Origin of the sequence: Streptomyces sp. NPDC049813 (assembly GCF_044465085.1) — a bacterium.
Taxonomy (GTDB): domain Bacteria; phylum Actinomycetota; class Actinomycetes; order Streptomycetales; family Streptomycetaceae; genus Streptomyces.
In genome coordinates, this window is record NZ_JBITLI010000015.1 from 81,296 (window position 1) to 107,211 (window position 25,916).

18 protein-coding genes and 1 tRNA gene are annotated in these 25,916 nt (G+C 72.8%); 4 read left to right on the top strand and 15 right to left on the bottom strand.

The genetic code is table 11. From position 1 onward, the window contains the following. Positions 1-244 precede the first annotated feature (244 nt). From ACIBW6_RS27380 to bla, 3 genes are all read right to left on the bottom strand, one after another. Positions 245-2,620, bottom strand: coding sequence for an FUSC family protein (locus ACIBW6_RS27380; protein ID WP_399064103.1), 2,376 nt, complete (start codon positions 2,618-2,620; stop codon positions 245-247). A gap of 409 nt (positions 2,621-3,029) precedes the next feature. Further along, on the bottom strand, positions 3,030-4,136 hold the full coding sequence (locus ACIBW6_RS27385; protein WP_399064105.1) for a DUF2786 domain-containing protein: 1,107 nt from the start codon (positions 4,134-4,136) through the stop codon (positions 3,030-3,032). A gap of 144 nt (positions 4,137-4,280) precedes the next feature. Then, a complete protein-coding gene (bla, locus tag ACIBW6_RS27390) occupies positions 4,281-5,168 on the bottom strand; it encodes a class A beta-lactamase (protein ID WP_399064248.1) in 888 nt (295 codons plus the stop codon). A 257-nt stretch (positions 5,169-5,425) separates the two neighbouring features. On the opposite strand from bla, the gene ACIBW6_RS27395 reads away from it, so the two are divergent. Then, positions 5,426-7,126, top strand: coding sequence for a bifunctional 3'-5' exonuclease/DNA polymerase (locus ACIBW6_RS27395; protein ID WP_399064107.1), 1,701 nt, complete (start codon positions 5,426-5,428; stop codon positions 7,124-7,126). Positions 7,127-7,199: 73 nt separating this feature from the next. Here ACIBW6_RS27395 and ACIBW6_RS27400 read toward each other — a convergent pair whose 3' ends face one another. The 10 genes from ACIBW6_RS27400 to ACIBW6_RS27445 form a co-directional block, all read right to left on the bottom strand. Beyond that, the gene (locus ACIBW6_RS27400) at positions 7,200-7,706 is read right to left on the bottom strand and encodes a hypothetical protein (RefSeq protein ID WP_399064109.1); all 507 of its coding nucleotides are present in this window, start codon (positions 7,704-7,706) and stop codon (positions 7,200-7,202) included. Positions 7,707-7,969: 263 nt separating this feature from the next. Next, a complete protein-coding gene (locus ACIBW6_RS27405) occupies positions 7,970-8,440 on the bottom strand; it encodes a hypothetical protein (RefSeq protein WP_399064111.1) in 471 nt (156 codons plus the stop codon). Positions 8,441-8,535: 95 nt separating this feature from the next. Next, entirely contained in the window at positions 8,536-9,255 is a 720-nt protein-coding gene (locus ACIBW6_RS27410; protein ID WP_399064113.1) for a toxin glutamine deamidase domain-containing protein, read from the bottom strand. A gap of 18 nt (positions 9,256-9,273) precedes the next feature. Next, positions 9,274-10,311 carry an ADP-ribosylglycohydrolase family protein gene (locus tag ACIBW6_RS27415; protein WP_399064250.1) on the bottom strand — a complete coding sequence of 346 codons (1,038 nt, stop codon included), beginning with the start codon at positions 10,309-10,311 and terminating at the stop codon, positions 9,274-9,276. A 477-nt stretch (positions 10,312-10,788) separates the two neighbouring features. Further along, positions 10,789-12,780: a putative T7SS-secreted protein gene (locus tag ACIBW6_RS27420; RefSeq protein ID WP_399064114.1), complete on the bottom strand. Its 1,992-nt coding sequence runs from the start codon at positions 12,778-12,780 to the stop codon at positions 10,789-10,791. After that, a complete protein-coding gene (locus ACIBW6_RS27425) occupies positions 12,780-13,454 on the bottom strand; it encodes a hypothetical protein (protein ID WP_399064116.1) in 675 nt (224 codons plus the stop codon). The genes ACIBW6_RS27420 and ACIBW6_RS27425 overlap by 1 nt, the downstream gene beginning before the upstream one ends. Then, a complete protein-coding gene (locus ACIBW6_RS27430; protein WP_399064117.1) occupies positions 13,451-13,588 on the bottom strand; it encodes a hypothetical protein in 138 nt (45 codons plus the stop codon). The genes ACIBW6_RS27425 and ACIBW6_RS27430 overlap by 4 nt, the downstream gene beginning before the upstream one ends. A 472-nt stretch (positions 13,589-14,060) precedes the next feature. Then, positions 14,061-14,134 (bottom strand) — tRNA-Thr (locus tag ACIBW6_RS27435). Between the two features lie 138 nt (positions 14,135-14,272). Beyond that, positions 14,273-15,850: an alpha/beta hydrolase gene (locus ACIBW6_RS27440; RefSeq protein WP_399064119.1), complete on the bottom strand. Its 1,578-nt coding sequence runs from the start codon at positions 15,848-15,850 to the stop codon at positions 14,273-14,275. Positions 15,851-16,132: 282 nt separating this feature from the next. Then, positions 16,133-17,338, bottom strand: coding sequence for a DNA polymerase III subunit delta' (locus ACIBW6_RS27445; RefSeq protein ID WP_399064121.1), 1,206 nt, complete (start codon positions 17,336-17,338; stop codon positions 16,133-16,135). Between the two features lie 211 nt (positions 17,339-17,549). Here ACIBW6_RS27445 and ACIBW6_RS27450 point away from each other — a divergent pair, with 211 nt between their 5' ends. Continuing rightward, a complete protein-coding gene (locus ACIBW6_RS27450; RefSeq protein ID WP_399064123.1) occupies positions 17,550-18,008 on the top strand; it encodes a GNAT family N-acetyltransferase in 459 nt (152 codons plus the stop codon). Positions 18,009-18,062: 54 nt separating this feature from the next. On the opposite strand, the gene tmk is transcribed toward ACIBW6_RS27450, so the two are convergent. Both tmk and topA read right to left on the bottom strand, forming a co-directional pair. Continuing rightward, positions 18,063-21,467 carry a dTMP kinase gene (tmk, locus tag ACIBW6_RS27455; protein WP_399064125.1) on the bottom strand — a complete coding sequence of 1,135 codons (3,405 nt, stop codon included), beginning with the start codon at positions 21,465-21,467 and terminating at the stop codon, positions 18,063-18,065. A gap of 175 nt (positions 21,468-21,642) precedes the next feature. After that, the gene (gene topA, locus ACIBW6_RS27460) at positions 21,643-24,465 is read right to left on the bottom strand and encodes a type I DNA topoisomerase (RefSeq protein ID WP_399064126.1); all 2,823 of its coding nucleotides are present in this window, start codon (positions 24,463-24,465) and stop codon (positions 21,643-21,645) included. 383 nt (positions 24,466-24,848) lie between these two features. On the opposite strand from topA, the gene ACIBW6_RS27465 reads away from it, so the two are divergent. Then, entirely contained in the window at positions 24,849-25,331 is a 483-nt protein-coding gene (locus tag ACIBW6_RS27465) for a TM2 domain-containing protein (protein ID WP_399064128.1), read from the top strand. Positions 25,332-25,339: 8 nt separating this feature from the next. After that, complete coding sequence (locus tag ACIBW6_RS27470; protein ID WP_399064130.1) at positions 25,340-25,738, top strand: DUF2752 domain-containing protein; 399 nt, start codon at positions 25,340-25,342, stop codon at positions 25,736-25,738. The last annotated feature ends 178 nt before the right edge of the window (positions 25,739-25,916 follow it).

Below are 25,916 nucleotides of genomic sequence, written 5' to 3' on the forward strand. Positions count from 1 at the left end.
CGGCTGACGGCTGACGGCTGACGGCTGACGGCTGACGGCTGACGGCTGACGGCTGACGGCTGACGGCTGACGGCTGACGGCTGACGGCTGACGGCCGCATTCTCGCGGTGCCATGGGCCGCGATGCCATGGGCCGCGGGGCCTCACGGGTCGCGGGGCCTCACGGGTCACGGGGCCTCACGGGTCGCGCGGCCTCACGGGTCGCGCGGCCTCACGGGTCGCGCGGCCTCACGGGTCGCGGGGCCTCACGGGTCGCGTGGCCCGTCCGCCTTCTTTTCCGCCGCCTTGACGGTCATCGGCGGCACGTCGGTGTCCAGCGCGTCCGAGAGCTCCTCCAGCGTCTCGACCAGCATCCCGGCGCCCCGCCGCACGACGCGGTCGGGGACGCCCTCGCCGTCCCAGGCCTCCAGCGCCTCGCGGACCGGCTGCCACCGCGGCACGCGGCGCTCGCGCAGGGCGCGCGCGCCGTCGCGGGTCGCCGTGCGCAGCGCGTCGGCGAGGGCCGCCGCGGCCGGGACGGGGGTGGCGTCGCGCTCCGGGAGGTGGGCCTCCATCAGCATCGCGACGCGCCCCAGGTGGTGCAGGGCGTGCGCGGCGTCGTCGGCGGCGGCGTTGGACAGGCCCCGGTGGCGGACGGGTTCGGTGCCGGCCCGGTTCACGGCCTCCTGCCAGGCGATGTGGGCGTCCCGCGCCTTCAGCAGGGCCGCGCGCACGTCCGGGCAGGCCTTGCCCGCCGGGTGGGCGTAATGATCGACGACGACGGCCGCGTACTCGCCGAGCGCGGCGAGCCAGTCCGCGAGCCGGGTGCGCAGGCGCGGGGTCTCCCACGCCGGGTAGAGCGCGTAGGAGAGGGTCGCCAGCAGCCCCCCGGCGAGCGTGAGCACCAGGCGCTCGGGAACCGTCTGGCTCCAGGCCTCGCCGCCCATCCCGAGCAGGAACACGACGTACGCGGCGACGCAGGCCTGCGACGCGAGCTGGCCGGTGCGCATCAGCAGGTACATCAGCCCGGCGCACAGTACGGCGAGACCGGCGGAGAGTTCCGTGCCGGGATGGGCGAGCTGGACGACGGCGGTGGCCAGCGCGACCCCGACGAGGGTGCCGCCGAAACGGGCGACGGCCCGGGAGTACGTCTGCGAGAAGTCCGGCCGCATGACCATCACGGCCGACATGGGCGCCCAGTAGCCGTGGCCGAGCGGCAGGGCGCCGCCGATGAGGTACCCGGCGACGGCGACCCCGCAGACCCGGGTGGCATGCCGCAGGATCGGCGACCCCGGCCGCGCCTCCCGGCGAATCGCCCGCACGGCGGCGGGGACCAGCTGGAAGAGGGAGGGACGGCGGAGGGGGCGAGGGGGTGGGGGCTTCGTGGGTGGGGATGGGGATGGGGATGGGGGCGGTGGGTTCTGGTGCGGCGGGGCCGGGTCCGGGGAGTCGGCCCGGGGTGGCGGGGCCGGGTCCGAGGGGCGGGATGCAGGTGCGGTCTCCTCAGCCGGCGGGGCCGGGTCCCCGGGAGTCGGGGCGGTCTTGGCCAGCGGGGTCAGGTCCGGGGTGGCGGGTGACGGGACGCCGCGGCGGCGGGGACGGGTGAGGCGGCGGCGTAGGGCCGCGGCCGGCGGGAGCGTGACGGGCTCCTCGTCCGGAGTGCCGCCCGCCGTCTCCAGGACGTCCCGCAGGAGCGGTCCGAGGCGGTTCGCCGCCCGTTGTGCCGGGCCGGACAGGATGGTCCCGGTGTCAGGGGCGCGGAACGCGGCGACCGCGCCGGGCGGGATGGCGACCGGCGTGCCCTGACGGATGGCGCGGGCCGCCGCGTCCAGGATCGAACCGGCCGCGGCGAGCAGTTCGCGGGCCCGGTCCCGTTCGGGCCCCTCGGCGGGGACGCCGACCGCCGGATCGGCGAGCGAGGCGAGCACCGGCCGGATGCGCTCGGCCACCCCGCGCGTGCCGCGCAGCTGGGCGGGGCGCGTGCGGGCCTGACGCGGGGTGAGCGCGGCGGCGCTGCGGGCCAGCATCAGCGGCGCCGGGTCGAACTCGGCGACCGGATCGTGGCGCAGCCGCCGCGCGTAGTCGGCCTCGGCGGCCAGCGCGTCGGCGAGGGCGTCCCGGTGCGCTCCCCAGCGACGTACAGGGAAGAGGATCACCAGCGTGGCCTGGACCAGGCCGCCGAAGGCCATCATGGCGGCGTGCCCCGCGGCCTCGGCGACCGTCGTCGGCAGGGTGATGGTGACCAGCATCATCGCCACGTTCGACGACGCGATGATGCCGATGGTCGGGCCGGCCGCCCAGGACAGGCCCGCCAGGAACGTCCACAGGGCCAGCAGCGGCAGGAACAGGAACAGGTGGGAGCCGGTGAGGTACCCGAGGAAGGTGGAGACGCCGAGGCTTGCGCCGGAGGCGAGCGCCAGCTCCGGCCGGGGCCGCCAGCTGCGCTGGAACGTGGCGATCGCCGCCTGGAACCCGCCGAACGCCGAACCCGCCGCCACCGCCGGACCGAACAGGGACAGGCTGATGGCGATCACGATCGCGAGGCCGACCGTGCCGCGCAGGGCGATCAGGGGCTCCAGGCGTTTCCGCTCGACGGTCAGGCCCGAGCGGGTGGTGTCCTTCAGCGCCCGGAACCAGCTCACTCCGTGATAATACGGGCATTCGGTGCGGGTGGGTTCGGTGTGCGCGTGGTGCGGCGCGCTTCAGTGGCGGGGCCTCAACGAAGCGGCGCGCTTCAGTCGCGGGGCCTCAACGAAGCGGCGCGCTTCAGTCGCGGGGCCTCGACAGAGCGGCGCGCTTCAGTGGCGGGGCCTCGACAGAGCGGCGCGCTTCAGTGGCGGGGCCTCGACGGAGCGGCGCGCTTCAGTGGCGGGGCCTCGACGGAGCGGCGCGCTTCAGTGGCGGGGCCTCGATGGGTGCATCGGTCGGTGCGGCGCCGTCGTGGTTGGTCGCGCAGTTCCCCGCGCCCCTGACGGGGCGCATGTGGTGCCCCGCCAGGCACGACGGCGCCGCACCCGCCAACGAAGGCGGCGCCACCCGCGGCGCGCCCCCTTACGAACCCCGCCCCACCCGGGCCCGCTCCGCCGCAGCCGCCCCCTCGACCCAGCCCGCCTCGTCCGCGACCCCCCTCATCCGCGTCGTCACCGTCTCGGGGAACATCTCCTGCGCCCGGCCGGTCACCGCGACGTCCCGTGCCGCGAGCACCGGCAGCAACGCGTCCTGCCCGTCCACCACTTGCTCGGCCACGGCGGTGAGCCGGTCGCCGATCCGGTGCGCGTACGCGGCCAGGAAAGCCTGCCGGAACGTCTTCGTACGCTTGCGGCCCCCGGCCCGCTGCTCCGCCTCGGCCCGCGTCATCGCGGCGACCCCCTGCACCAGCAGCGACGTATAGAGCACCTCGGCGGACTCCAGGTCGGGCGCGAAGCCGACGACCGTGGAGAAGCCGAACGCGCTGTTCCACACGGCGCGGCAGCGGTTCGCCCCGGCCACCGCGTCGAGGAGCACCGCCTTGGCCGTCTCGTACGGGGCGTCGACGCCGATCCGGCACGCGACGGGCGCGTCCGCGGCGTGCGTCCGGGCGGCGAGCAGCGCCTCGTCGACCGAGTGCCGCGCCATCAGCTCCTGCGCCTTGGCCGACAGGGCCTCGGCCTCCGGCGGATACCCGGTCGCCTCCGCCTTCGCGAGCAGCGCCCGGATCCGCGCCAGGGTGCGCGGCTCACCCGCGACGGGGGTGCTGACGGCCTCCCCCGGCACCGGCCCGACGGGCTCGATGGCGGGCAGCCGCAGCAGCAGGCGGTATAGCTCCAGGGCCGTGGTGGCGGCCGAGAACCGGTCCTGCCGCGGTTCGTCGGCGGGCAGCGCGGCGAGCTGGTCCGGCCAGCGCGGCGGCAGCGTCGCGTAGCGGCCCGTCTCGGCGCGGATCAACCGGGCCGCCCGCCCCGCGTGCGCGGGTTCCAGCTCGCGCCCGACCATCCGGATCACGTCGGCGGGCTGCCAGCCGCGCTCCCAGGCCCGGCGAACGAACTCCCGCCCGCGCAGGGCGAGTTCCGCGTCGGCGGACGGATCGGCCGCGAGGAGGGAGGCGGCGGTGTCCAGGTCGCCGTCGGCGGAGAACAGCGCGGCGGCGAAGGCGCGCTCGACGGTGGAACCGGCGCTCATGCCGCGCCGGCGCCCGGCTCGGGGGCGGCCGCCCCGGCGAGACCCACTGACATCCCCTGCCTCCTTCTACGTTCTGAGTGCCCTCCTCCCATGGTCGCAGCCGGGGCGGTACGCCCGGTGGCCTGGGCGGTCAGGGGCCGGTGCTCACGCGGCGGCGATCAGCTCGGCCGCCCGGGCCACCAGCGCGTCGTCTGCGGTGGCGTCCCGCGCGGGCTTCGTGGTGAGGACGGAGAGGACGACGGGGTCGCCGCCGGGGGTCCAGGCGACGCCGACGTCGTTCGCGGTGCCGTACGCACCCGTGCCGGTCTTGTCGGCGAGGACCCAGCCGGCGGGCAGACCGGCGCGGAACCGCTCGTCGCTGGTGGTGTTGGCCAGCAGCCACCCCGCGAGGCGGGCCCGGTCACCGGGGTCGAGGATCCGGCCGAGGACGAGACGCGCGTACGTCGCGCCGATGGCACGCGGCGTGGTGGTGTCCGTGATCCGTCCCGGCTCGGCCGAGTTCAGCTCGGGCTCCCAGCGGTCGAGCCGGGTCACCCGGTCCCCGGCCGACCGCGCGAACCGGGTGACGGCCGCGGGGCCGCCGAGCCGGTCCAGGAGGAGGTTGGCGGCGGTGTTGTCGCTGTAGGAGAGCGCGGCGCCGCAGAGCTCGGCGACGGTCATGCCGTGCGCGAGGTTCTCGGGCCGCCCGGTGACGGGGGCGCCCCCGGCCCGGTCGAGGTCGGCCCGCGTATAACGGACGCGGCGAGCCAGGTACGTACCGTCGTCGTCCAGATCACGCAGTACGGCGGCGACCGCGAGGGTCTTGAACGTGGAGCAGAGCGGGAAGCGCTCGTCCGCGCGGTGGGTGTGTGCGGCGCCGGTACGGAGGTTCTGGGCGAACACGCCCAGGCGGGCGCCGTGCTCGCGCTCCAGGGCGGCCAGCCGGCGCCCGAGCCCACCGCGGGCCCCGGCCGCGGAGCCGGTCCCGGAGGCGGAGGCGGCTCCCACTCCCGTCAGGGCGGTCGCGCCCAGGGTGGTGCCGGTGGTCAGCAGGGTGCGGCGGCTGATGCGCACGTCGTCACGTCCTCTACGTTGCGGCTCCGCGGATTCTCGTACGGGCCGTTGCTCATACGGTTTCCGGGTCGGCGGGTCGGCGGCTCGGGGGGCAAGGGAGCGGGGCCCCAGTCAAACAACCGAACAACGGCGACGCCACGCCACGCCACGCCACGCCACGCACGGGAATCTCCCCCGCGCCCCGGCCGAGATGTCGGCGCGCGGAATTGTCAGTGGCGGGTGTGACACTCGGCCGTGTGAACGATCGCTGGGCTCTCGCCCCCACCGAGCACGGCGGCGCGGAGCTCGTGCCGCTGGGCCGGGACGGGCTGCCCGCGGGACCGGTCGTCCGGGAGCCCAACCTGGTGACGGCCGTACGGGACCGGCCCGGGGTGGCGCGGTGGGTGTGGCGGGAGACGCACGCGGTGTACCCGCGGCTGCTCGCCGCCGGGGTACCGGTCGAGCGCTGCTACGACATAGAGGCCGCCGAGAACCTCCTGCTCGCCCACGCGGGCCGGCACGGCGAGCCCCGTTCCGCCGCCGCGGCCCTGGCCCGGCTGCGCGCGCTGCCCGTCCCGCCGGACCCGCCGCCGCGCGTCGCCGAACCGGGTTCGCAGTCCTCGCTGTTCGAGCCGCGCCCGCCGGTCGACGTACCGCTCGGCGACCTCGTCGAGGTCTACGCCGACCAGCAGCGCAGACACGCGGCGACGGGCCTGCCGGAGCGGATGCGGCTGCTCACCGCGTCGGAGTCGGCGGGCATGCTGATCGCCGCCGAGATGCACGCGGCCGGGGTCCCCTGGCGGGCCGACGTGCACCGGGACCTGCTGCACGACCTGCTCGGCGAGCGGTACACGGGCGGGGGCGAGCCGCGCCGGCTCGCGGAGCTGGCGGAGGAGATCTCCGCTGCGTTCGGGCGGCGGGTGCGGCCCGAGCTGCCCGCGGACGTGGTGAAGGCGTTCGCGGAGGCCGGGATCAAGATCACCTCGACCCGGCGCTGGGAGATCGGCTCCCTCGACCACCCCGCGGTGGCGCCGCTGCTGGAGTACAAGAAGCTGTACCGCATCTACACCGCGCATGGCTGGTCCTGGCTGCAGGACTGGGTGCGGGACGGCCGGTTCCGGCCCGAGTACCTGCCGGGCGGCTCGGTCTCGGGCCGCTGGACGACGAACGGCGGCGGCGCGCTCCAGATCCCGAAGATCATCCGCCGCGCGGTCGTCGCCGACCCCGGCTGGCGGCTCGTCGTCGCCGACGCGGCGCAGATGGAACCGCGGGTGCTGGCGGCGATCTCGCGCGACCCGGGGTTCATGGAGGTCGCGGGGCAGGCCGGCGACCTGTACCAGTCGGTCTCGGACCGCGCGTTCTCCGGCGACCGCGGCCAGGCCAAGCTGGCCGTGCTCGGCGCGATATACGGCCAGACGTCCGGCGACGGCCTGAAGAACCTCGCGCTGCTGCGCCGCCGCTTCCCGAAGGCGGTCGCCTACGTCGACGAGGCCGCCCGGGCCGGCGAGGAGGGCCGGCTCGTCCGCACCTGGCTGGGCCGCACCTGCCCGCCGGCGGCGGGCGCGACCGAGGCCGAGGAGGCCGGCCTGCCCCAGGACGCGCCGGACGGCGCAGAACCCGGCGGCGGCCCGGCGCAGGGCCCCGGGTACGGCTACGCGTCCTCGAACTCCCGCGCCCGCGGCCGCTTCACCCGCAACTTCGTCGTACAGGGCAGCGCCGCCGACTGGGCCCTGCTGATGCTGGCGGCACTGCGCCAGACCCTCGCGGGCCTGGCGGCCGAACTTGTCTTCTTCCAGCACGACGAGGTGATCGTGCACTGCCCCGAGCAGGAGACGGCCCAGGTGACCGCGGCGATCGCGGCGGCCTCGGACCTGGCGGGCCGCCTGACGTTCGGCGAGACGCCGGTGCGGTTCCCGTTCACGGTGGCGGTGGTGGAGTGCTATGCGGACGCGAAGTGAGACACACACCGCGGCCGCCCCGCCCACCACTGGTTCCCCCTCCCGCCGCCGGCGCACTCACAGACGCAGCCGATCAGGAGTGCTCGACCGTCTCGCCTTCGGGGACCTGGTAGCAGCCCGAGGTGACTTCGATGCCGAGGCTCGGGGTGGTCCGCTTGCTGTAGGCGACGACCCAGACACTCATCTTCTTCGCGTCGTTGTCGGCGACGAGGTTCAGGTTCTTGTTCGGGCTGTTGTCGCGGTAGGAATCCTTGATCACCCAACCGCCGGTGCTCAGCCTCTCCTTGAGGTTCCGCACCGCCACGTCGTTGTCGGCTGCGGACTTCGGCTTGAAGTTCCACGGGTGGTAGACCTGGAAGTACCGGTCGGGGTCCTTGCCCGCGCATTCCCTGACCCCCGGCCCCGCCGCGGAAGCGGTGCCTGCGACGCCGGTGAACTCGTAGATCTGGCTGGAGACCGCTTTCACGGCGGCGACACCGTCGTCGGTCGTGGCGGTCCCGGCCGAGGGGATCTTCACGGCGGAACCGCCCGACGTGCCGGGGTCGCTCGACAAAGGCGTCCTCGCATTGTCGTCCGTCACACCGCACCCACTGATGAGTAGGCCGATCATTAAGAGAGTGAGCGATCCAAGGTGAAGGCGGCGCCGCCGGTGGGCGGACGGGGAGGCGGGAGGCACGCGGCTCCTAGAGGTTGCCGGCGGAAGCGAGGAGCGGTCGAGGCGCCGCTGTCAGCCCCTCCAGGCACTCGCAGGACGTCGAACAGCACCACCACGGTCTGCGCATACACCGACGGAAGGCCAACGCCTCGCCCACCGACCATTCCACTCCACTCCGCTCCACGCCGTCAGAACTCCTGGTCCAGCTTCGTGCCCTTGGGAGCCCGGTAGCACGCCGAGACGACATGAACAAGGATCTTCGGCTCAGGCTCCTTTCCCGTCGCGGGATTCGACACCCACAATTCGGCGTTCACTGAGAAACGATGCTTCGTGGAGTCGGCGGTGAGTTCGAGCGTCTTGGCCTTGCTCTTGTTCGGCCCGTAGGCGACGATCTTCCAGCCGTGCCCAGGCAGGCTTTTGCGAAGACGCTGGAACCCGGCGGTCAGCTCGTCCTCGGACACTCCGTAGACGGACCATGGGTGACTGGCTGAGAACAGGTGCTCGGTGTCTTCCTTGCAAGGCGAGATCCTCGGACCGGGTTCGGTGACCTTCCCGTCCTTGATGCCGATCAGGTCAAGGATCTGGCTGGACACTTCACCCGCCTTGTCGCGGGCCTTGTCGACGGTCATGGTTTCGGGTGTGTGATCGAGTTCGTCCACGGTCTTGGAACATCCTGTCGCGAACAGGAGAGCGGTAACAGGCAGCGCGACCAGAAGCGCTGTCCGTGACCGGACTCGGGCGGGGCCGGCGAGGATCATTCCGCTTCCCCTCGGTCCTCGCCCACGGCCCGACACACGCCGGGCAGAGCGCGGAGGAGGGTCACCTCGCGGACCCACTGCGTGTCGAGCCGGGCGAGCGAGCCCGTAGGCCCGTCGAGGAAGACCACCCGGCCGCGGTCGTTGTGGGCGTAGATCAACTGGCCCGTGGCCTCGTACCCGCCGATCGCGCGACGCACCCAGACCACGCTCCGGGTGCCCGGGCCCGGTTCCCCGACGGCCCGTACCACCTGGTCCCAGTCGCCCACGGGTACGTGCTCGAAGTGCGGGAAGTAGCGCCGGTTCAGCCTGGCCCACCAGCCGGGGGCCTCGTGCGCCGGCTGCCAGGGCACCGCGACCGAGGGGTGGCCGCCGAGGGCGGTATGGGTGGCGACGACGCGGCCTCGGCCGTTGATTCTGTGGCTCTGGTCGGTGACCCGCAGAGCGGCCTCCTCCGGCGGCACGGAGAGAAGGTCCGTCAGCGGATCGGCCGACGCGGGGTGGTGCGGGTAGCCACCGATCTTGGGAACCACCACCGAGGCCGCGAGCATCGGCGTGCGCGGGAACCCCGGCTGGGTCACGGCACGGCAGGCCATCATCCAAGCGGAGTCCGTCTCGGCCACGGGGCGCGGGGCGGCGAGCTCGACCAGTCCGCCGTAGACCTCGCCGAGCCAGTCGTAGGCGCGCTGAGCAGGCCCTCGCGCACCGGCACTCATCATCGTCCGCGTCCTCGTGGTTCAGGCCGCGTTGTCCCAGACCGCGGCCAAGGCAGCGATCCGCTCCTTGTACTCCAACGCCTCGCGCCACTCCGGCGGCCAGTAGGTGAGCCCGTGCCTGGCCCCGGCGAACGCTCCTGCCAGTGCGGCGATCGAGTCCGAATCGCCGGACGAGTGCGCAGCGCGCGCCACCGCCCCTCGTGGGTCGCCGTTAACGACCAACAAGCAGTACAGAGCGGTGGCCAGGGCTTCCTCGGCGACCCACCCCGCACCGACCGCCTCACAGGGGTCGCGGCTCACGTCCTTCGTTCGCAGGGCAGCGGCCGCGGTGTCGAGGGCACGCAGGCATTCGTCCCAGCCGAGGGCGATGAACGCGCGCGGGTCGGGAGCGCCCGCCGAGACGGCCAGATCACCCAGCCATTCGACGTGGTACGTGTTCCGGGAGTCCTCCGCGTAGGCACGCAACCGGGGTAGCAGGTCGGCGAGTTCGCAACCGTGTGCCAGCAGCCAGGTGGCATGACAGGTCAGGTCGCTGGCCGCGAGCGCGGTGGGATGGCCGTGAGTGAGCGCCGCCTGCAACTGTGCGATGCCTGCACGGTGTGCCGGTCGGAGACCCGGGATCAGGGCGACCGGAGTGACACGCATGTTGGCGCCGCAACCCTTGGAACCCCGGACCGTGGCGTCCTGCCAACGCAGACCTCGTTCCAGAGCCGCGCACGCACGCAAGCACGTCTGGCCGGGGGCCCTGTTGTTGTCGGGGTCGTGGAGCCAGGCCACGAACTGCTTGCGCAACGCCGACTCGACGGAGGCAGGAGTCAGTGCCGCGGCAACACCGGTGGCTCCGCGAGTACGGCGGGCTCCCGGCTCACCGGCGCCGGCCTCCACCAGCGCCTCGCCGACGGCCAAGGCCATCTGGGTGTCATCAGTGACCCGCACCACGTCGCCCGCGGAAAGCGGCAGGCCCATCTTTTCCCACGGCCCGAACTTGGCCGTGATCTGAGCCATGTTCAAGAACTCCGTGGGGTAACCCATGGCGTCACCAAGGGCCAGCCCGAACATGGAACCGGCGGCGGCATTCTTCCGGCGTTTCTGCGTGGAGTGTCCGGCAAGTGCCTCCAACGCCGCCGAACTCTCCGCCTCGGCGTAAGGGCCCGCGACGATATGGGTGCTCCCGGCGGTGGGCCACTGTTCCACCAACTCGGTCACGGTCTGCGAGGGCGTGAGCCCTCGAGCCTTGCCCGCATCCAGGCGAAAGGTCCATACCCCCCCGAGGCTTCTGGCGCGTGCGCCCCCTGCCGCTAGCGGCGTCCAGTCCGCAGCATCGTCCTCGTCGTTGAACCAGAGGTAGCCGAACACCTCGTCCTGATCGTCAGCAAGAGCCACGTACCGCACGGGACGGCCCGTACCGAAGGCATAGCGCGGCGGACCACCACTCACGACGACCTTGGGACTTTCCTCGAAGTGGGGGTTGGTGGTCCGCTGGACGAAGCGGGGTTCTGCGTCGTCGCGCTCGGAGTTCATGTGAGCTTTCCTAATCTATCGCTGAGGCAGAACTTCGCCGTAGATGTGCCATTTGTCGCCGTCCGTGAATGCACGGGTCACTCGGTAAGTGGTGTCGCGCCCGAGGAGTAGCTCTCGCTCACTGAGGCCGTAATGGCTCACCTTCTCCATCCACAGGGCTGGGTGCCCCTCAGGCACTCGCAGATGCACGATCGCATCCTTGTCGAAGACGGCCCCATTGTCGCCGAGTGATGTCGACATGTATGCGGGGTCGTGGATCTGCTCCCCGATCAGGTGCTCGGGCTTCGAGACACCCAGGTACTCCACGTCCTGCCCGCGCACCACCATGGTGTCCTGAGTGAGCGCATTCCCGGCCAGCGCCTTGTCGGCCTCCGCGATGTTGTGCATGACCTGAGGAGTGCCCAACTCATCGGCTCCGCGGAGGTACCCGTTCATCTCCTTGTAGGTCGCATAGTGTGGGCTCGCGTCTCCGAAGTGGTCGTCCGAGTAGTCGAGCAGAGATTTTTTGGCTGACGCGGGGAGATCGTCCGCGTATCTGTTCCACGTTTCTCGTCCGTGGGCGATCGCCGCGTTCTCGTCCCGGAAGGTGAGCGCACCGTCATACAGTTCAGATGAAGCGACTGCGTGCTTCTGTTCATTGGTGAGCTGTGCGAACTCCCCATCCGTGACGCCCTTTGCAGGACGAAGCCCGTCGTCCGCGTGCGCCGCGCCCTCGAGGTCCTTCCCAAGGGTGTCCTCGCCCAACTTCCACGAGTCCGGCAGATGCGGTGCGCCACCGATGTCGTCCACCGCCTGCAGACCTCCGCGCGCGCTCCCGAGGTCGTCCGCCGTCCGCAGGCCCCGGCTCGCCATGCTGGTCGCGGCGGCCTCCGTGCCCTCCCTCATGGCGAGCCGCACGCCACTCTTGGCGAATCCCGCACCCTTGGTGCCGAGCAACTCCGGGAGCAGTCGCCCGACGAACTCCGACCGGTCGTTCTTCAGTCCGTCGATGGCGGCCGTGACGACGCGTTCGGGATGGGTACCGGTGGAGACCAGGCCGGTCAGCGTCATGTTGAGGCTCTGGTAGTACGCGGCCGGGTGCGTGAGGTTGTACGGGTCGGACGGGTTCAGGCCGCGGGCGAAGTTGACCAGGCCCGCACTGCCCTTGATCACACCGCCCAGCAGGTGCGTGGACTCGACGTCGAGTGCCGTGCCGGCGTCGCTGAGTGTGTTGCTCAGCTGGGTCAGGGGCGGCGGCTCGGCCGGAGCATGCGCCAGAGCGGACGCCACGGCGGCCTCGGCACGTGCACCGGCCTCGTTACGGGCGCGGCGGGCATCCTCCAGGATGTGTTCGGCCGTCGCGCGCTCCGCCGCACCCGGGTCCTTCCAGGGCTCCGGCTCGGGGCCGGGATCCTCGCCGGCGAGGGCCTTGGCGTTGTAGGCGTCGATCTTCTTGTTGTACGCCTTGGCCGACTCCGCGCTGGTGCGCTTGCCGCGGTTGTACGCGTCGATCGCGTCCTGCGCTTTGTCCTGTGCCCACTTGACGGAGTCGGCGTACGAGTCCAGCGCCTTGGCCGCGTCCTCACACGCGTCAGCCGCCTGGGCCCACTTGGCGGGATGGATGCTGATCTTGCGGTGGAAGACATCCCCGGCCTCGCCCTTCCATCCCGAGGCGTCGACCTTCCGCATGCCCCGGCCGACCTTGTCGAAGGCGGTGGAGAAGTCCTTGAGGTGCTTGGCCGCTCCCCGGATCGCGCCGGGCTTGCCATGGACGAGTTCGGTGGGGTCGTCGGTGTGGCCCAGGCCCTGTTCGGTCGGGGTCGCTCCCAGGCCCGCCGCGACGTAGTCACCGCCCCGATGAACCCAGTCGCCGGCCTTGTCCAGGCCGACGTGGTCCAGACCGTCGCCGAGCTTGTCGCTGCCGTAGTCGACGACCTCCCCAAGCTTCTTCTTGCCCGAGTCGATCAGGTCCTCGCCGGCTTTCAGGCCGTCGTTGAAGCCGTCCTTGAGGTCGCCGATGAGACCCACTACTGCTCGCCCCCGGCCCGACCGCCCTGCTGCCCGGCAGCCTCGGCGCGGGCTTCGGGGGAGGGTCCGAACCGATCGTCGAGCCATTGGTTGTACTCGGCGTCGGACATCCCGGCCTTGCCGTGCAGGTTCTGCGGATTCAGGCCGTACAGCGCGGTGCGGGAGGTCATGATGTCGCGGCCCGCGTCCTTGTAGCCCTGCTTGACGTTCTCGTTGGCCCGGTCCCACGACTCCGCGCTGTAGTCGGGGCCGCCGAGCACACCGGAGGTCGCGATGTCTCCCCAGCCCTGCCGCGTGACCTCGTCCTCAGCGGCGTAGGGATTGCCGATCGCAGAGTTCAGCCCGATCTTCAAGGCACCCTCTACGTAGTGGTCGGTCTCGTAGTAGGTGCCTGCTGAGAGACCGACGCCTTCCGCGAACGTGTTCCCCTCCTGGATCAGCGAGCGCACGCCCCACTCCCAGCGCTCACAGAACGACTGGAGCTTCTCCGTCACGCCCTCGTGCCCCAACTCGAGCCCGGACAGCGAGATGTCACCGAACCCCCGCCCGGCCCCTGCCTCGCCGACCATCCCGAGTTCTCTCAGCTCGCCCAGGGCTTCGGTCAGGCCCCTGGTGATCAGATCGAGGCCCTTGGCCTGAAGATCCTTCGCACCCTTGCCGCCCCCGTCGGTCACGCCTGTATCCCCTCATCCTCGATGTCCATTACGGCCTCGTCCGGCGCGATGCCCGTCATGTGCGCGTAGCCATCTGTTGCGAATCTCGGCGTACAAGGCAACGGGAAGTGTTCGGCACCGGACGGCTCGGTCACGCTCCGCGGCTCCCGGGACTCATCCGGCGCCGGGCCGACGCGTCCTTCCGGTGCCGTCAAGGTGCGGGCGGTCCGTCACTCCACACCTTGCCGGAGGGCGTCCTGCCCGCGGCGGGAGGGGGCTATCTCGGCGTACTCATCGGGCCCGGTCCGGCGGATCGCCTCCGGTGCCCCGCTGTATCCCCCGCCCCCCGACATGCCCAGCATCCTCACACTCACGGCTTACCGATCGCAACGAGAGAAGGCGAGAACCACACCAAATAGCGTCGGGAGGCCGAGGAGCCTCCCGCGAGGCCGGCCCCCGTATCTCGCGGAGCAGGCGCCGCCGCCGAGGGATGCGGTGGCCCGGGCCGAGGCACAGGGGGGCGGGGCGCAAGGGCGAGACGAGGAGGGAGGGCGCCACTCAGGACGTCATGGCCTACAAAAGCAAAAGCCCCAGATCACGGCGAGTGAGTTCTGGGGCTTCCACAAGAGCCGCCTTCGGGATTCGAACCCGAGACCTACGCATTACGAGTGCGTTGCTCTGGCCATCTGAGCTAAGGCGGCGCCGCCGCGCGCACCGGAGTGCGTCAGCAACGTCGCCAATCCTACACGGTCCGGTGGGGTGCTCCGCCCCGGGTTTTCCCCGCCGTGGATCAAGAGGAGGAGGCGGGGCGAGGACCGGGAGCGGGGTCGGCCCGGCCCCTATGAGCAGCGCTTTCCGTCCTTCGGCGGGGTGCCGGTGAGCAGGTACGTGTTGATCGCCCCGTCGATGCAGTCGCTGCCGCGGCCGTACGCGGTGTGGCCGTCGCCGTCGTAGGTGAGGAGGCGGCCGGAGGAGAGCTGGGCGGCCAGGGCCTTGGCCCAGGGGTAGGGGGTCGCCGGGTCGCGGAGCGTGCCGACCACCACGATCGGGGCGGCGCCGTCGGCCGTGATGCGGTGGGCCTCCCCGGTGGCCTCGACCGGCCAGGACGCGCAGTTCAGGGCGGACCAGGCGAGGCCCGCGCCGAAGACCGGGGACGCCTTCTCGAAGGCGGGCAGCGCGTCCTCGACCTCCTTCGCGGAGGTGAAGGAGGGCGGCTGGTCCAGGCAATTCACGGCGGCGTTGGCGGCCATCAGGTTGGTGTAGGAGCCGTCGGGGTCCCGCTCGTAGTAGCTGTCGGAGAGGGCCAGCAGCCCCGCCCCGTCCTTCTTGGTCATGGCCGCGGTGAGCGCCTCGCGCAGTTGCGGCCAGGCCCCCTCGTCGTACATCGCCGCGATCACGCCGGTCGTCGCGAGGGACTCGACCAGCTTGCGGCCGTCGGGGTCGCCCGTGGCGATCGGCGTGCGGTCGAGCTGCGTGAAGAAGGAGGTCAGCCGCTGTCCCGCCTCCTTCGGGGTGCCGGTGCCGAGGGGGCAGTCGGCGCGGGCCGTGCAGTCCTTCGCGAAGGACGTGAACGCGGTCTCGAACCCCGCGGTCTGCTGCCGGTTCATCTCGCGGGCCGGCAGCGACGGGTCCATCGCGCCGTCCAGCACGAGCCGCCCGACCCGCTCCGGGTACAGGCCCGCGTACGTCGCGCCGAGGAACGTGCCGTAGGAAGCACCGACGTAGTTCAGCTTCTCGTCGCCGACCGCGGCCCGCACCAGGTCCATGTCGCGGGCCGCCTCGACGGTGGAGACGTGCGGCAGGACCCGCTTGGAGACCCGGCTGCCCGTCTGGCAACCGGACGCGAACCGGTCGAACGCCGCGGAGAGCTGCTTCTTCTCCTGCGCGTCGTCGGGGGTGACGTCCGTCTGCGTGTACGTGTCCATGCGCTTGCCGTCGAGGCAGGTGACGGGCGCGCTGCGGGCGACCCCGCGCGGGTCGACGGCGACCATGTCGTAGCGGGCGCGGACCTGCTTGGGGTAGCCGATGCCCGCGTACGCCTGGAGGTAGCCGACCGCGGAGCCGCCGGGGCCGCCCGGGTTGACCAGGAGCGAGCCGAGCCGCTTGCCCGGTCCGGTGGCCTTCTTCCGGGAGACCGCGAGGTCGATGTCGCCCGCGGACGGCTCGTCGTAGTCGAGCGGTGCCTTGAGCGTGGCGCACTCGAAGCCGGCCGTGCCGCACTCGCGCCACTTCGGGGTCTGGTCGTAGTAGGCGCTCAGCCGCGTCTGGTCGGAGCTGGGCAGCGCGGCGAGCGCGACGTCCGTGGAGCCCGAACTCCCCTGCGAGCAGGCCGAGATGCCGGCCACGACCACTGCGGTGGCGGCGGCGAGCAGGGCGGTACGGCGGCGGACGGTGGAGGGGTGGCGCCTGAAGTCCATCGAGTGAGAGTAACGCTCCGCGAAGTGCTCGTCACTTTCGGTGCGGATGGTCTTGCTCTGCCTTCCGCCGGGGGCCCGCCCGCGCGGTATCCCGCTACTCCCCGCCTCCGGCCCTGCGCTGACCCCGCTACCCCCGCCGCCAGCCCCGCGCTGACCCGCTACCCCCGCCGCCAGCCCCGCGCTGACCCGCTACCCCCGCCCCCGGCCCTGCGCCAACCCGCTACCCCCGCCCCCGGCCCTGCGCCAACCCGCTACCCCCGGCCCCCGGCCCCCGCCGTCGCCCTACCCCGCGCGCAGAGCCATCGTCATCGCCTCGACCGCCAGCAACGGCGCCACGTTCCGGTCCAGGGCGTCCCGGCACGCCCCGATCGCCTCGATGCGTCTCAGCGTCGACTCCGGCGACGTGTCCCGCGCCAGTCGCTCCAGCGTGTCCTGGACGTCGGTGTTGGCGAGTGCCACCCGTGAGCCGAGCTGGAGCGCCAGCACGTCCCGGTAGACGCCGGTCAGCTCGGTGAGCGCCAGGTCGAGCGAGTCGCGCTGGGACCGTGTGCGGCGCCGCTTCTGCTTGTCCTCCAGGTCCTTCATGACCCCGGCCGTGCCGCGCGGCATCCGCCCGCCGGCCTGCGCGCCGAGCGCCGCCTTCAGCTCGTCGGTCTCCTTGGTGTCGACCTCCTCGGCGAGCTGCTTGGAGTCCTCGGCGGCCGCGTCGACCAGCTCCTGGGCCGCCTTAAGGCAGCCACCGACGTCCGCGACGCGCAGCGGCACCTTCAGCACCGCGGCTCTGCGCTCCCGCGCGCGCGGGTCGGTGGCGAGGCGGCGGGCCCGGTCGATGTGGCCCTGGGTGGCGCGGGCGGCGGTCGCGGCGACGTCGGGCTCGATGCCGTCACGCCGTACGAGCATGTCGGCGACGGCGTCCACGCCGGGCGTGCTCAGCGTCAACAGGCGGCAGCGGGAGCGGATCGTCGGCAGCACGTCCTCCACGGAGGGCGCGCACAGCAGCCACACGGTGCGGGGGGCGGGCTCCTCGACGGCCTTCAGCACGGCGTTCGCCGATTTCTCGTTCAGCCGCTCGGCGTCCTCGACGAGGATCACCTGCCAGCGGCCCGTCGCCGGTGACGTGTACGACTTGCGGACGGTGTCGCGCATGTCCTCGGCCAGGATCTGCGTACCGACCGCGGCGACCGCCGAGACGTCGGCGTGCGTGCCGAGCAGGGCGGTGTGGCAGCCGTCGCAGAACCCGCAGCCGGGGGCGCCGCCGAGCGCCCGGTCCGGCGACACGCACTGGAGGGCCGCGGCGAAGGCCCGCGCCGCGGTGACCCGGCCGGCGCCCGGCGGGCCGGTGAACAGCCAGGCGTGCGTCATCTTCGACGCGGTGGGCGGCGGCGCCCCGGCCCCGGCCGCGGTCACCAGGGCGTCCGCGTCCCGCGCCGCCGCGCTCAACTCCGCGACCACGCGCTCCTGACCGACCAGGTCGTCCCATACGGTCATGGGGGCACCGCCCTTTCTCGTGCTCCCGCCATTGTGCCGGGCACCACTGACAAGTCCCGCCGCCGCGGCAGGGCCCCTGGCGGCCCCCCACCCGGCACGGCCGTGGCGGGCCGCACCGACAACCCCCGCATCGGCCCCCACCACCAACCCCGAGCCACCCATGTGCCGAACCCCACTGACAAACCGGCCCCGCACCCGCTTGGCTACCCGGATGACAGATCTCCGTATCGAGACCTTGACCGGCGACCCGGCCACCGACGGCGTGCGTGCCGTCGACTGGCAGCGCGCGCACAACATGATCGTGCCGGCCGACTCGGCGTACCTCTCGCTCGACGACGTCATCGAGCGCGCCGGGCGTAACGTCCTGGAGGTCGCCTACGCCGGGGACGACCTCGTCGGCTGTTCCACCGTGCGCAGGCCGCGGGACGGCGTGGCCACGGTGATCTCCCGGGTCCTGCCCGCCTACAGGGGGCGCGGCTTCGGCCGGGCCCTGTACGCGCGCGGGCTCGCCACGGCGCGGGCGCTGGGTGCCGAGCACATCGAGACCGTGCTCCTCTCCTCGAACGAGGCCGGGCTGCGCTTCGCCGAGCGCGCCGGGTTCACCGTCGAGGTCGACCGGTACCGGCTGGACGGCGACACGGTGGACTGGGTGGAGCTGAGGCTGGCCTGAGCTCCACCCGGAGCCCGGCCCTGCCACGCCCCAATATCGCCTCAGGCGGAGCGCCTAACGGCGGCGCCGGTTCTTCCGGCCCTTGCCCCCGGCGCCACCGTCATCGCCCTCGGCGCGCGCATCGTGCGCCTCGTGGTCGTCGGCCTGGTCGCCCAGCAGCTCGTCCGCCAGTGTCGGCAGGTCGTCCAACGGCGTCTCCTCCGCCCAGTCCGGGCGGGGGCGGCGACGCGGCCGGCCCTCCTCGTCGAGCTGCGGCAGCTCCGCCGTACGGTCGGCGGCGCTCTCCGGCGGCACCTCGTGCGCGGACGGCGACGCGGGGTGCTCGTCACGGAAGTACCCCTGCGGCACCCGGTTCGCGGCCCCCTCGGAGAACTGCGGCAGGACCGCCGTCTCGTCGGCGGCACCGACGGAGGGCCGGGGCAGCTGCGCCGTCTCCTCCGCCTCCCGGACCGGCCCCGGCGCCGCGTCCCGGACGGGCGGCAGCACCGCGGTCTCCTCGGCGTCCCGAACCGGCACGTCCCGGCCCCGCTCGTGTCGGCCCGGCTCGTCCCGGCCCGGCACGTCCCGAACCGGCCGCAGCACCGCCGTCTCCTCGGCCTCGGATGGCGCCTGGGGCCGCACGATCGGCGTCGGCACCGTGGTCTCGTTGTCCGGCACGGGCGGCACGGGCGACACGGCCGGCCCAGCGGGGGCAGCCGCCGCGGACCGATCCGCAGCCCCCGACGCCTCGGAGACCTCGGAGACCTGGGAGTCCTCGGACGTAGAAGCCGCCTCCGCCTTACGGAAACTCGTCGTCCCGGCAGAGGCCGACGCCGAACCCGACGACGCCGAAGCAGACCGATTCCCCGCCGTACTCGCCTGAGCCGCCTGCGCGGCCTGAGCCGCCTGCGCCGCGAGCCGCCGCGCCTCCTCCGCCCGCAGCAGCGCCTCTTCGGCCTTGCGCTGCTTCTCCAGGCGGCGCTCCTCGGCCTCGGCCCGCAGCCGCGCCTCCTCCTCGGCCCGCTTGCGCAGCCGCTCCTGCTCGGCGGCCCGGGCCTTCTCCTCGGCGAGGAGGCGGGCCTGCTCGGCCTCGGCCTTCTTGCGGGCCTCCTCGGCGCGCTGCCGGGCCTCCTCCGCCTGCCGCTCGGCCTCGATCCGCTGCGCCTCCTCCAGCTCGCGGCGCTTGCGCTCCTCCTCCTCGGCGCGGAGCCTGGCGAGCTGCTCCTGGCGCTCGCGCTCGATGCGCTCCTCCTCGGCCTTGCGCGCGGCCTCTTCCTCGGCCTTGCGCCGCGCCTCTTCCTCGGCGGCCTTCCGGGCCTCCTCCTGCGCCTTGATCTCGGCTTCCGAGAGCGGCAGGAGCTGGTCGAGCCGGTGGCGGACGACCGTCGTGACGGCCTCCGGCTCCTGGCCGGCGTCGACGACGAGGTAGCGGCCCGGGTCGCCGGCGGCCAGCGTCAGGAAACCGGAGCGCACGCGCGCGTGGAACTCCACCGGCTCCGACTCCAGCCGGTCCGGCGCCTCGGTGAACCGCTCGCGGGCGGCCTGCGGGTCCACGTCGAGCAGCACCGTCAGGTGCGGGACGAGCCCGCCGGTGGCCCAGCGGTTGATCCGGGCGACCTCGGTCGGGGACAGGTCGCGGCCCGCGCCCTGGTAGGCGACGGACGAGTCGATGTACCGGTCGGAGATGACGACGGCGCCGCGCTCCAGCGCGGGCCGCACGACGGTGTCGACGTGCTCGGCGCGGTCGGCGGCGTACAGGAGTGCCTCGGCGCGGTGCGAGAGGCCGGCGGAGGAGACGTCGAGGAGGATCGAGCGCAGCCGCTTGCCGACCGGGGTCGCGCCCGGTTCGCGGGTGAGCACGACCTCGTGGCCCTTGCCGCGGATCCACTCCGCGAGCGCCTCCGCCTGCGTCGACTTCCCGGCGCCGTCGCCGCCCTCCAGGGCGATGAAGTAGCCGGTGGCGGCGGGGGCCTGCGCCGGGTCGTTCCCCTTGAGCAGCGCGTCCCGCAGGTCGTGCCGCAGGGGTACGCCGCTGCGGTCGTCGGCCTTGGCGAGGACCAGGGCGGCGACGGGCAGCAGCAGGGCGCCCACCAGCATCAGCGTGAACGCGGCGCCGCCGTGGGCGAAGACGAACTTGCCGTTCTCCACGCGGTGCGGCCCGATCAGCCCGGCCAGCACCGGCGCGAGCACGGCGCCGAGCGCGACGCTGACCCGGACGACGGCCTGGAGGTGCTCGGTGACGCGGGCCCGCCGGTACTCCTCGCTCTCCTGGTCGAGCAGCGTGTGCCCGGTGTTCGCGGCGATGCCCGCGGTGACCCCGGCGACGGTCACCACGAGGAGCACGGTGGTGACGTCGGGGACGAGGCCCGCGGCGAGCAGCGCGATGCCGGTGAGCGCGAGGGCGAGCGCGAGCAGCCGGCGCCGGGAGAGCGACGGGAGCACGGTCGGCGCGGTGCGGATGCCGACGACGGTGCCGCCGGTCAGACCGAGCACGAGCAGTCCGAACGTCACCGGGCCGCCGCCCAGGTCCTTGGCGTGCAGCACGGACACGGCGACGGCGGCGGCGATCGCGCCGGCGACGGCGGCGCAGGCGACGACGAGCAGCGGGATCGCGCCCGTACGGCCCTTGTCGACACCGGCGCCGGTCCGCGGGCGGCGCAGCCCTTCGAGCGGCGACCGCGCGCGCGGGGTCTGCGCGCCGGGCAGTTCGAGGAAGAAGACGACCGAGAGCGAGGCGGCGAAGAGGCCCGCGCCCACGTACGAGGAGAGCGCGACCTGGTGCTGGGCGAACCAGTCGACGCCGGCGCCGATCAGGTTCTGCACCAGCGTCACGAGGACGAGGACGGCGGCGGCCAGCGGGATCGCCACGAAGCCGGTCCGCAGGGAGAGCCGGCGCAGCGCGTCCATGTGGTCGGGCAGCGGCCGCACGGCCGCGCCCTCCGGAGGCGGCGCGGGCAGCAGCGCGGGCGCCGCGCTCTCCTTGGCGACGGTCCAGAACCGCTCGGCGACACCGGCGACGAACGCGGTGACGAGGAGCAGCGCCGGTGCGTTGTCCGGGGTCCAGTCGATCCACAGGGGCGCGACGATCAGCAGGGCGGCGCGCAGTCCGTCGGCGCCGACCATGGTCCAGCGCCGGTCGAGGGGGCCGCCGGGGGTCGTCAGCGAGGTCAGCGGTCCCAGCAGGACGGCGCCGAAGAGCAGGGTCGACAGGATGCGCGCCCCGAACACCGCGGCGACGGCGAAGGCCACACCCCGGTATCCGCCGCCGAACGCCCCTTGGGCGATGGCAGCCTGGAGCGCGAGCACCACGAGCACAAGCAGCCCGAGTACATCACCGACCCCACCGACGAGCTGTGCGGACCACAGCCGCCTCAACTGGGGAGCGCGCAGGAGCGCACGCACGGCGCGCTCTCGGGAGTCCGCTACCAGGGCGTCGTCTGGGGCCGTGTGGGGGGCCGTTGGCTGCTCGGCACGGGTCATTCGTCCAGCCTATCGGGACGGACCGACACTCCGGAGGCCCACCCGAACAAACGGACGCCCCCGGGTCGTCGAACCCGGAGGCGCCCCCTCCACATAAGCCGCGAACCGCCCACCCCCGCGAGGGCGAACCGTTCCGCCGTGCCGCGCGAACCGCCCAGGGCCCGGGCCCTGCTTGCTACTCGGCCGGAGCCGCCTTCTTGGCGGCGGTCGTCTTGGCCGCCGTCTTCTTCGCGGCGGTCGTCGTCTTGGCCGCGGTCTTCTTGGCGGCCGCCTTCTTCGCGGGCGCCTTCTTGGCCGGTGCCTTCTTGGCCGCCTTCTTCGCGGTCTTCTTGGCCGGGCCCTTCGCCCGCTTCTCCGCGAGCAGTTCGTAGCCGCGCTCGGGCGTGATCTCCTCCACGGAGTCGCCGGAGCGCAGTGTGGCGTTCGTCTCGCCATCGGTGACGTACGCGCCGAAGCGGCCGTCCTTCACGACGACCGGCTTGCCGCTGACCGGGTCCTCGCCGAGCTCCTTCAGCGGCGGCTTGGCGGCCGCGCGCCCGCGCTGCTTGGGCTGCGCGTAGATCGCCAGCGCCTCTTCGAGGGTGATCGTGAAGAGCTGCTCCTCGGCCTGGAGCGAGCGGGAGTCCGTGCCCTTCTTCAGGTACGGCCCGTACCGCCCGTTCTGCGCGGTGATCTCGACGCCCTCGGCGTCGGTCCCCACCACGCGCGGCAGCGACATCAGCTTGAGGGCGTCCTCCAGCGTCACCGTGTCGAGCGTCATCGTCTTGAAGAGCGAGGCGGTCCGCGGCTTCACCGCGTTCTTGCCGGTCTTCGGGGTGCCCTCGGGGAGCACCTCGGTCACGTAGGGCCCGTAGCGCCCGTCCTTGGCGACGATCTGGTGGCCGCTGGCCGGGTCCGTGCCCAGCTCGAAGTCGCCGCTCGGCTTGGCGAGCAGTTCCTCCGCGTACTCCACGGAGAGCTCGTCGGGGGCGAGGTCCTCGGGGACGTCCGCGCGCTGGTGGTTCTCGGAATCGCGCTCGCCGCGCTCGATGTAGGGGCCGTAGCGGCCGACCCGGAGCACGATGCCGCTGCCGACGGGGAAGGAGGAGACCTCGCGGGCGTCGATCGCGCCCAGGTCCGTCACGAGCTCCTTGAGGCCGCCGAGGTGGTCGCCGTCCCCGTTGCCCGCCTCCGCGGCCGAGCCGGAGCCGTCGCCCTCACCGAAGTAGAAACGCTTCAGCCACGGCACCGACTGCGCCTCGCCGCGCGCGATGCGGTCGAGGTCGTCCTCCATCTTGGCGGTGAAGTCGTAGTCGACGAGCCGGCCGAAGTGCTTCTCCAGCAGGTTCACGACGGCGAAGGACAAGAAGGAGGGGACGAGCGCGGTCCCCTTCTTGAAGACGTAGCCGCGGTCGAGGATCGTGCCGATGATCGACGCGTACGTCGACGGGCGGCCGATCTCGCGCTCTTCCAGCTCCTTGACGAGCGAGGCCTCGGTGTAGCGGGCCGGCGGCTTCGTCGCGTGGCCGTCGACCGTCAGCTCCTCCGCGGAGAGCGGGTCGCCCTCGGTGACCTGCGGCAGGCGCCGCTCGCGGTCGTCCAGCTCCGCGTTCGGGTCGTCGGCGCCCTCGACGTAGGCCTTGAGGAAGCCGTGGAAGGTGATGGTCTTGCCGGACGCGCTGAACTCGGCGTCGCGGCCGTCGGCGGCGCGGCCCGCGATCTTCACCGTGACCGAGTTCCCGACGGCGTCCTTCATCTGGGAGGCGACGGTGCGCTTCCAGATCAGCTCGTACAGCTTGAACTGGTCGCCGGACAGGCCCGTCTCGGCGGGCGTGCGGAAGCGGTCGCCGGAGGGGCGGATCGCCTCGTGGGCCTCCTGCGCGTTCTTCACCTTGCCCGCGTACGTGCGCGGCCTGTCGGGCAGGTAGTCGGCGCCGTACAACTGCGTGACCTGCGCGCGGGCGGCCGAGACGGCGGTGTCCGACAGCGTCGTGGAGTCGGTACGCATATAGGTGATGAAGCCGTTCTCGTACAGCTTCTGCGCCACCTGCATGGTCGCCTTCGCGCCGAAGCCGAGCTTGCGCGAGGCCTCCTGCTGCATCGTCGTCGTCCGGAAGGGCGCGTACGGCGAGCGGCGGTAGGGCTTGGACTCGACGGAGCGGACGGCGAACGAGGTGTCCTGGAGGGCGGCGGCGAGCGCGCGGGCGTTCGCCTCGTCCAGGTGCAGGGTGTTCGCCGAGTTCCCGCCCTTGAGCTGGCCGAGCGAGTCGAAATCGCGGCCCTGCGCGATGCGCTTGCCGTCGACCGCGCTGAGCCGGGCGACCAGGGACGAGGGGTCGGAGGGGTCGCCGGCCCGGCCGGTGGCGAAGGTGCCGGTCAGGTCCCAGTACTCGGCGGAGCGGAAGGCGATGCGCTCGCGCTCGCGCTCGACGACGAGCCGGGTCGCCACGGACTGCACGCGGCCCGCCGACAGACGCGGCATGACCTTCTTCCACAGGACCGGCGAGACCTCGTAGCCGTAGAGGCGGTCGAGGATGCGCCGGGTCTCCTGGGCGTCGACCATCCGCTTGTTCAGCTCGCGGGGGTTGGCGACGGCGCTGCGGATCGCGTCCTTGGTGATCTCGTGGAAGACCATCCGGTGGACGGGGACCTTGGGCTTGAGGACTTCCAGGAGGTGCCACGCGATGGCTTCGCCCTCGCGGTCCTCATCGGTGGCGAGGAAGAGTTCGTCGGAGTCCTTCAGCAGGTCCTTGAGCTTCTTGACCTGTGCCTTCTTGTCGGCGTTGACGACATAGACGGGCTGGAAGTCGTGCTCGACGTCCACGCCGAGGCGGCGCACCTCACCCGTGTACTTCTCGGGGACCTCGGCCGCGCCGTTGGGGAGGTCGCGGATGTGCCCGACGCTCGCTTCGACGACGTACCCAGGACCGAGATAGCCCTTGATCGTCTTCGCCTTGGCGGGCGACTCGACGATGACGAGTCGGCGGCCGCCCTGTGCGGTCTCGCTGGTCGGGGACAACTTCGCTCTTCTCTCCGGTCGGCGGTCGGGGCCGTTTCTTGACGGTGTCCCGTCGGTGGTCGCGGTACTGCTGCGGAGTGTGACGGTACCTCCCGCCCGTGTGTCAAACGGGAAAAGCACGCAGCAGCCACTCGGAACGGTAACCCGACTCCTCGTGATCCTGCCCCCGGACCGGGGAGCGGAGCCCTCGCCTCCGTGTAGCCGCAAGATCACCGTGCGTGGCGCGCAGTGCCACACTCTGGTCACGAAGGTCCCTATTGCGCTCCTATCGTGCTCCTGCGCTCCCCAGCCTTATCTGCTCCTGACAAGATGGCGGTCGGCTGGGGGAGCCCGAGGGAAGCCCCGGTCCGTCCCCACCGGCATCCCGACCCAGGAGCATCCCCATGTCCGACAGCAACCCCTACGGCCAGCAGCCCCCGCAGGACCAGCCGGGCGCGGGCCCGTACGGCTACCCGCAGCAGGGCGGCCAGCCCGGCTACGGCGCCGCTCCCGGCCAGCCCCCGCAGGGCGGCCAGCCCACCTACGGCTACCCCTACCCGGGCTCCGCGCCGGCCGGCGGCGGCTACCCGCCCCAGCCGGGCGCCGCCATGCCGGTCGGCTACGACCCGACGGCGCCCTACGGCTACGACCCGTACGGGCGGCCGTACTCGGACAAGTCCAAGATGACGGCCGGCCTGCTCGGCATCTTCCTGGGCACGTTCGGCGTCGGCCGTTTCTACACCGGCCACACCGGCTTGGCCGTGGGACAGCTCCTCGTCGGCGTCCTGACCTGCGGCATCGGCGGCATGTGGGGCTTCATCGACGGCATCGTCATGCTCGCCGGCAGCAACACGACCGACGCGCAGGGCCGGATCCTGCGCTCCTAGTGGCCGGCGTGGACGCCTCCTCGCGTACCGCACCCCGCGCCCCGGCCGCGGCACCCCTCGCGGTGTTCGCCGCCGGGGCCGCCGGGGCCGCGTACCTGTACGGCACCGATCCGCACGAGCCGGGCCACTGGCTGCCCGGCTGCCCGTTCCGCGCGCTCACCGGGCTGCTCTGCCCCGGCTGCGGCGGCACCCGCATGGCGTACGACCTGATGCACGGCCGGTTCGGCACGGCCTGGCACGACAACGGCCTGCTGCTGGCCGCGTCCCCGTTCGTCCTGTACCTGCTGGGGCGCTGGCTCTACGAGGGGCTGCGCGGGCGCCGTTGGCGGCCGGTGGCCGGCGCCCGGCTCCAGGTGGCCCTGCTGGCCGTCGCCGGGGTGTGGACCGTGCTGCGCAACGTGATCTGACGCGACGTCACCGCCGTCCGCACAAGGTCACGAACTCGCCACGATCGACTCCCCGGGTCCATGACACCCCGCGGACCCCCCTACGCTTCGTTCTCCCGAGGCCACGCCGTGTCCCCACCGGTGCGTCGCTCTCGGAATCCTTCCGCTCAACGGCGCGCGTCGTCGCGCCATTTTTCTG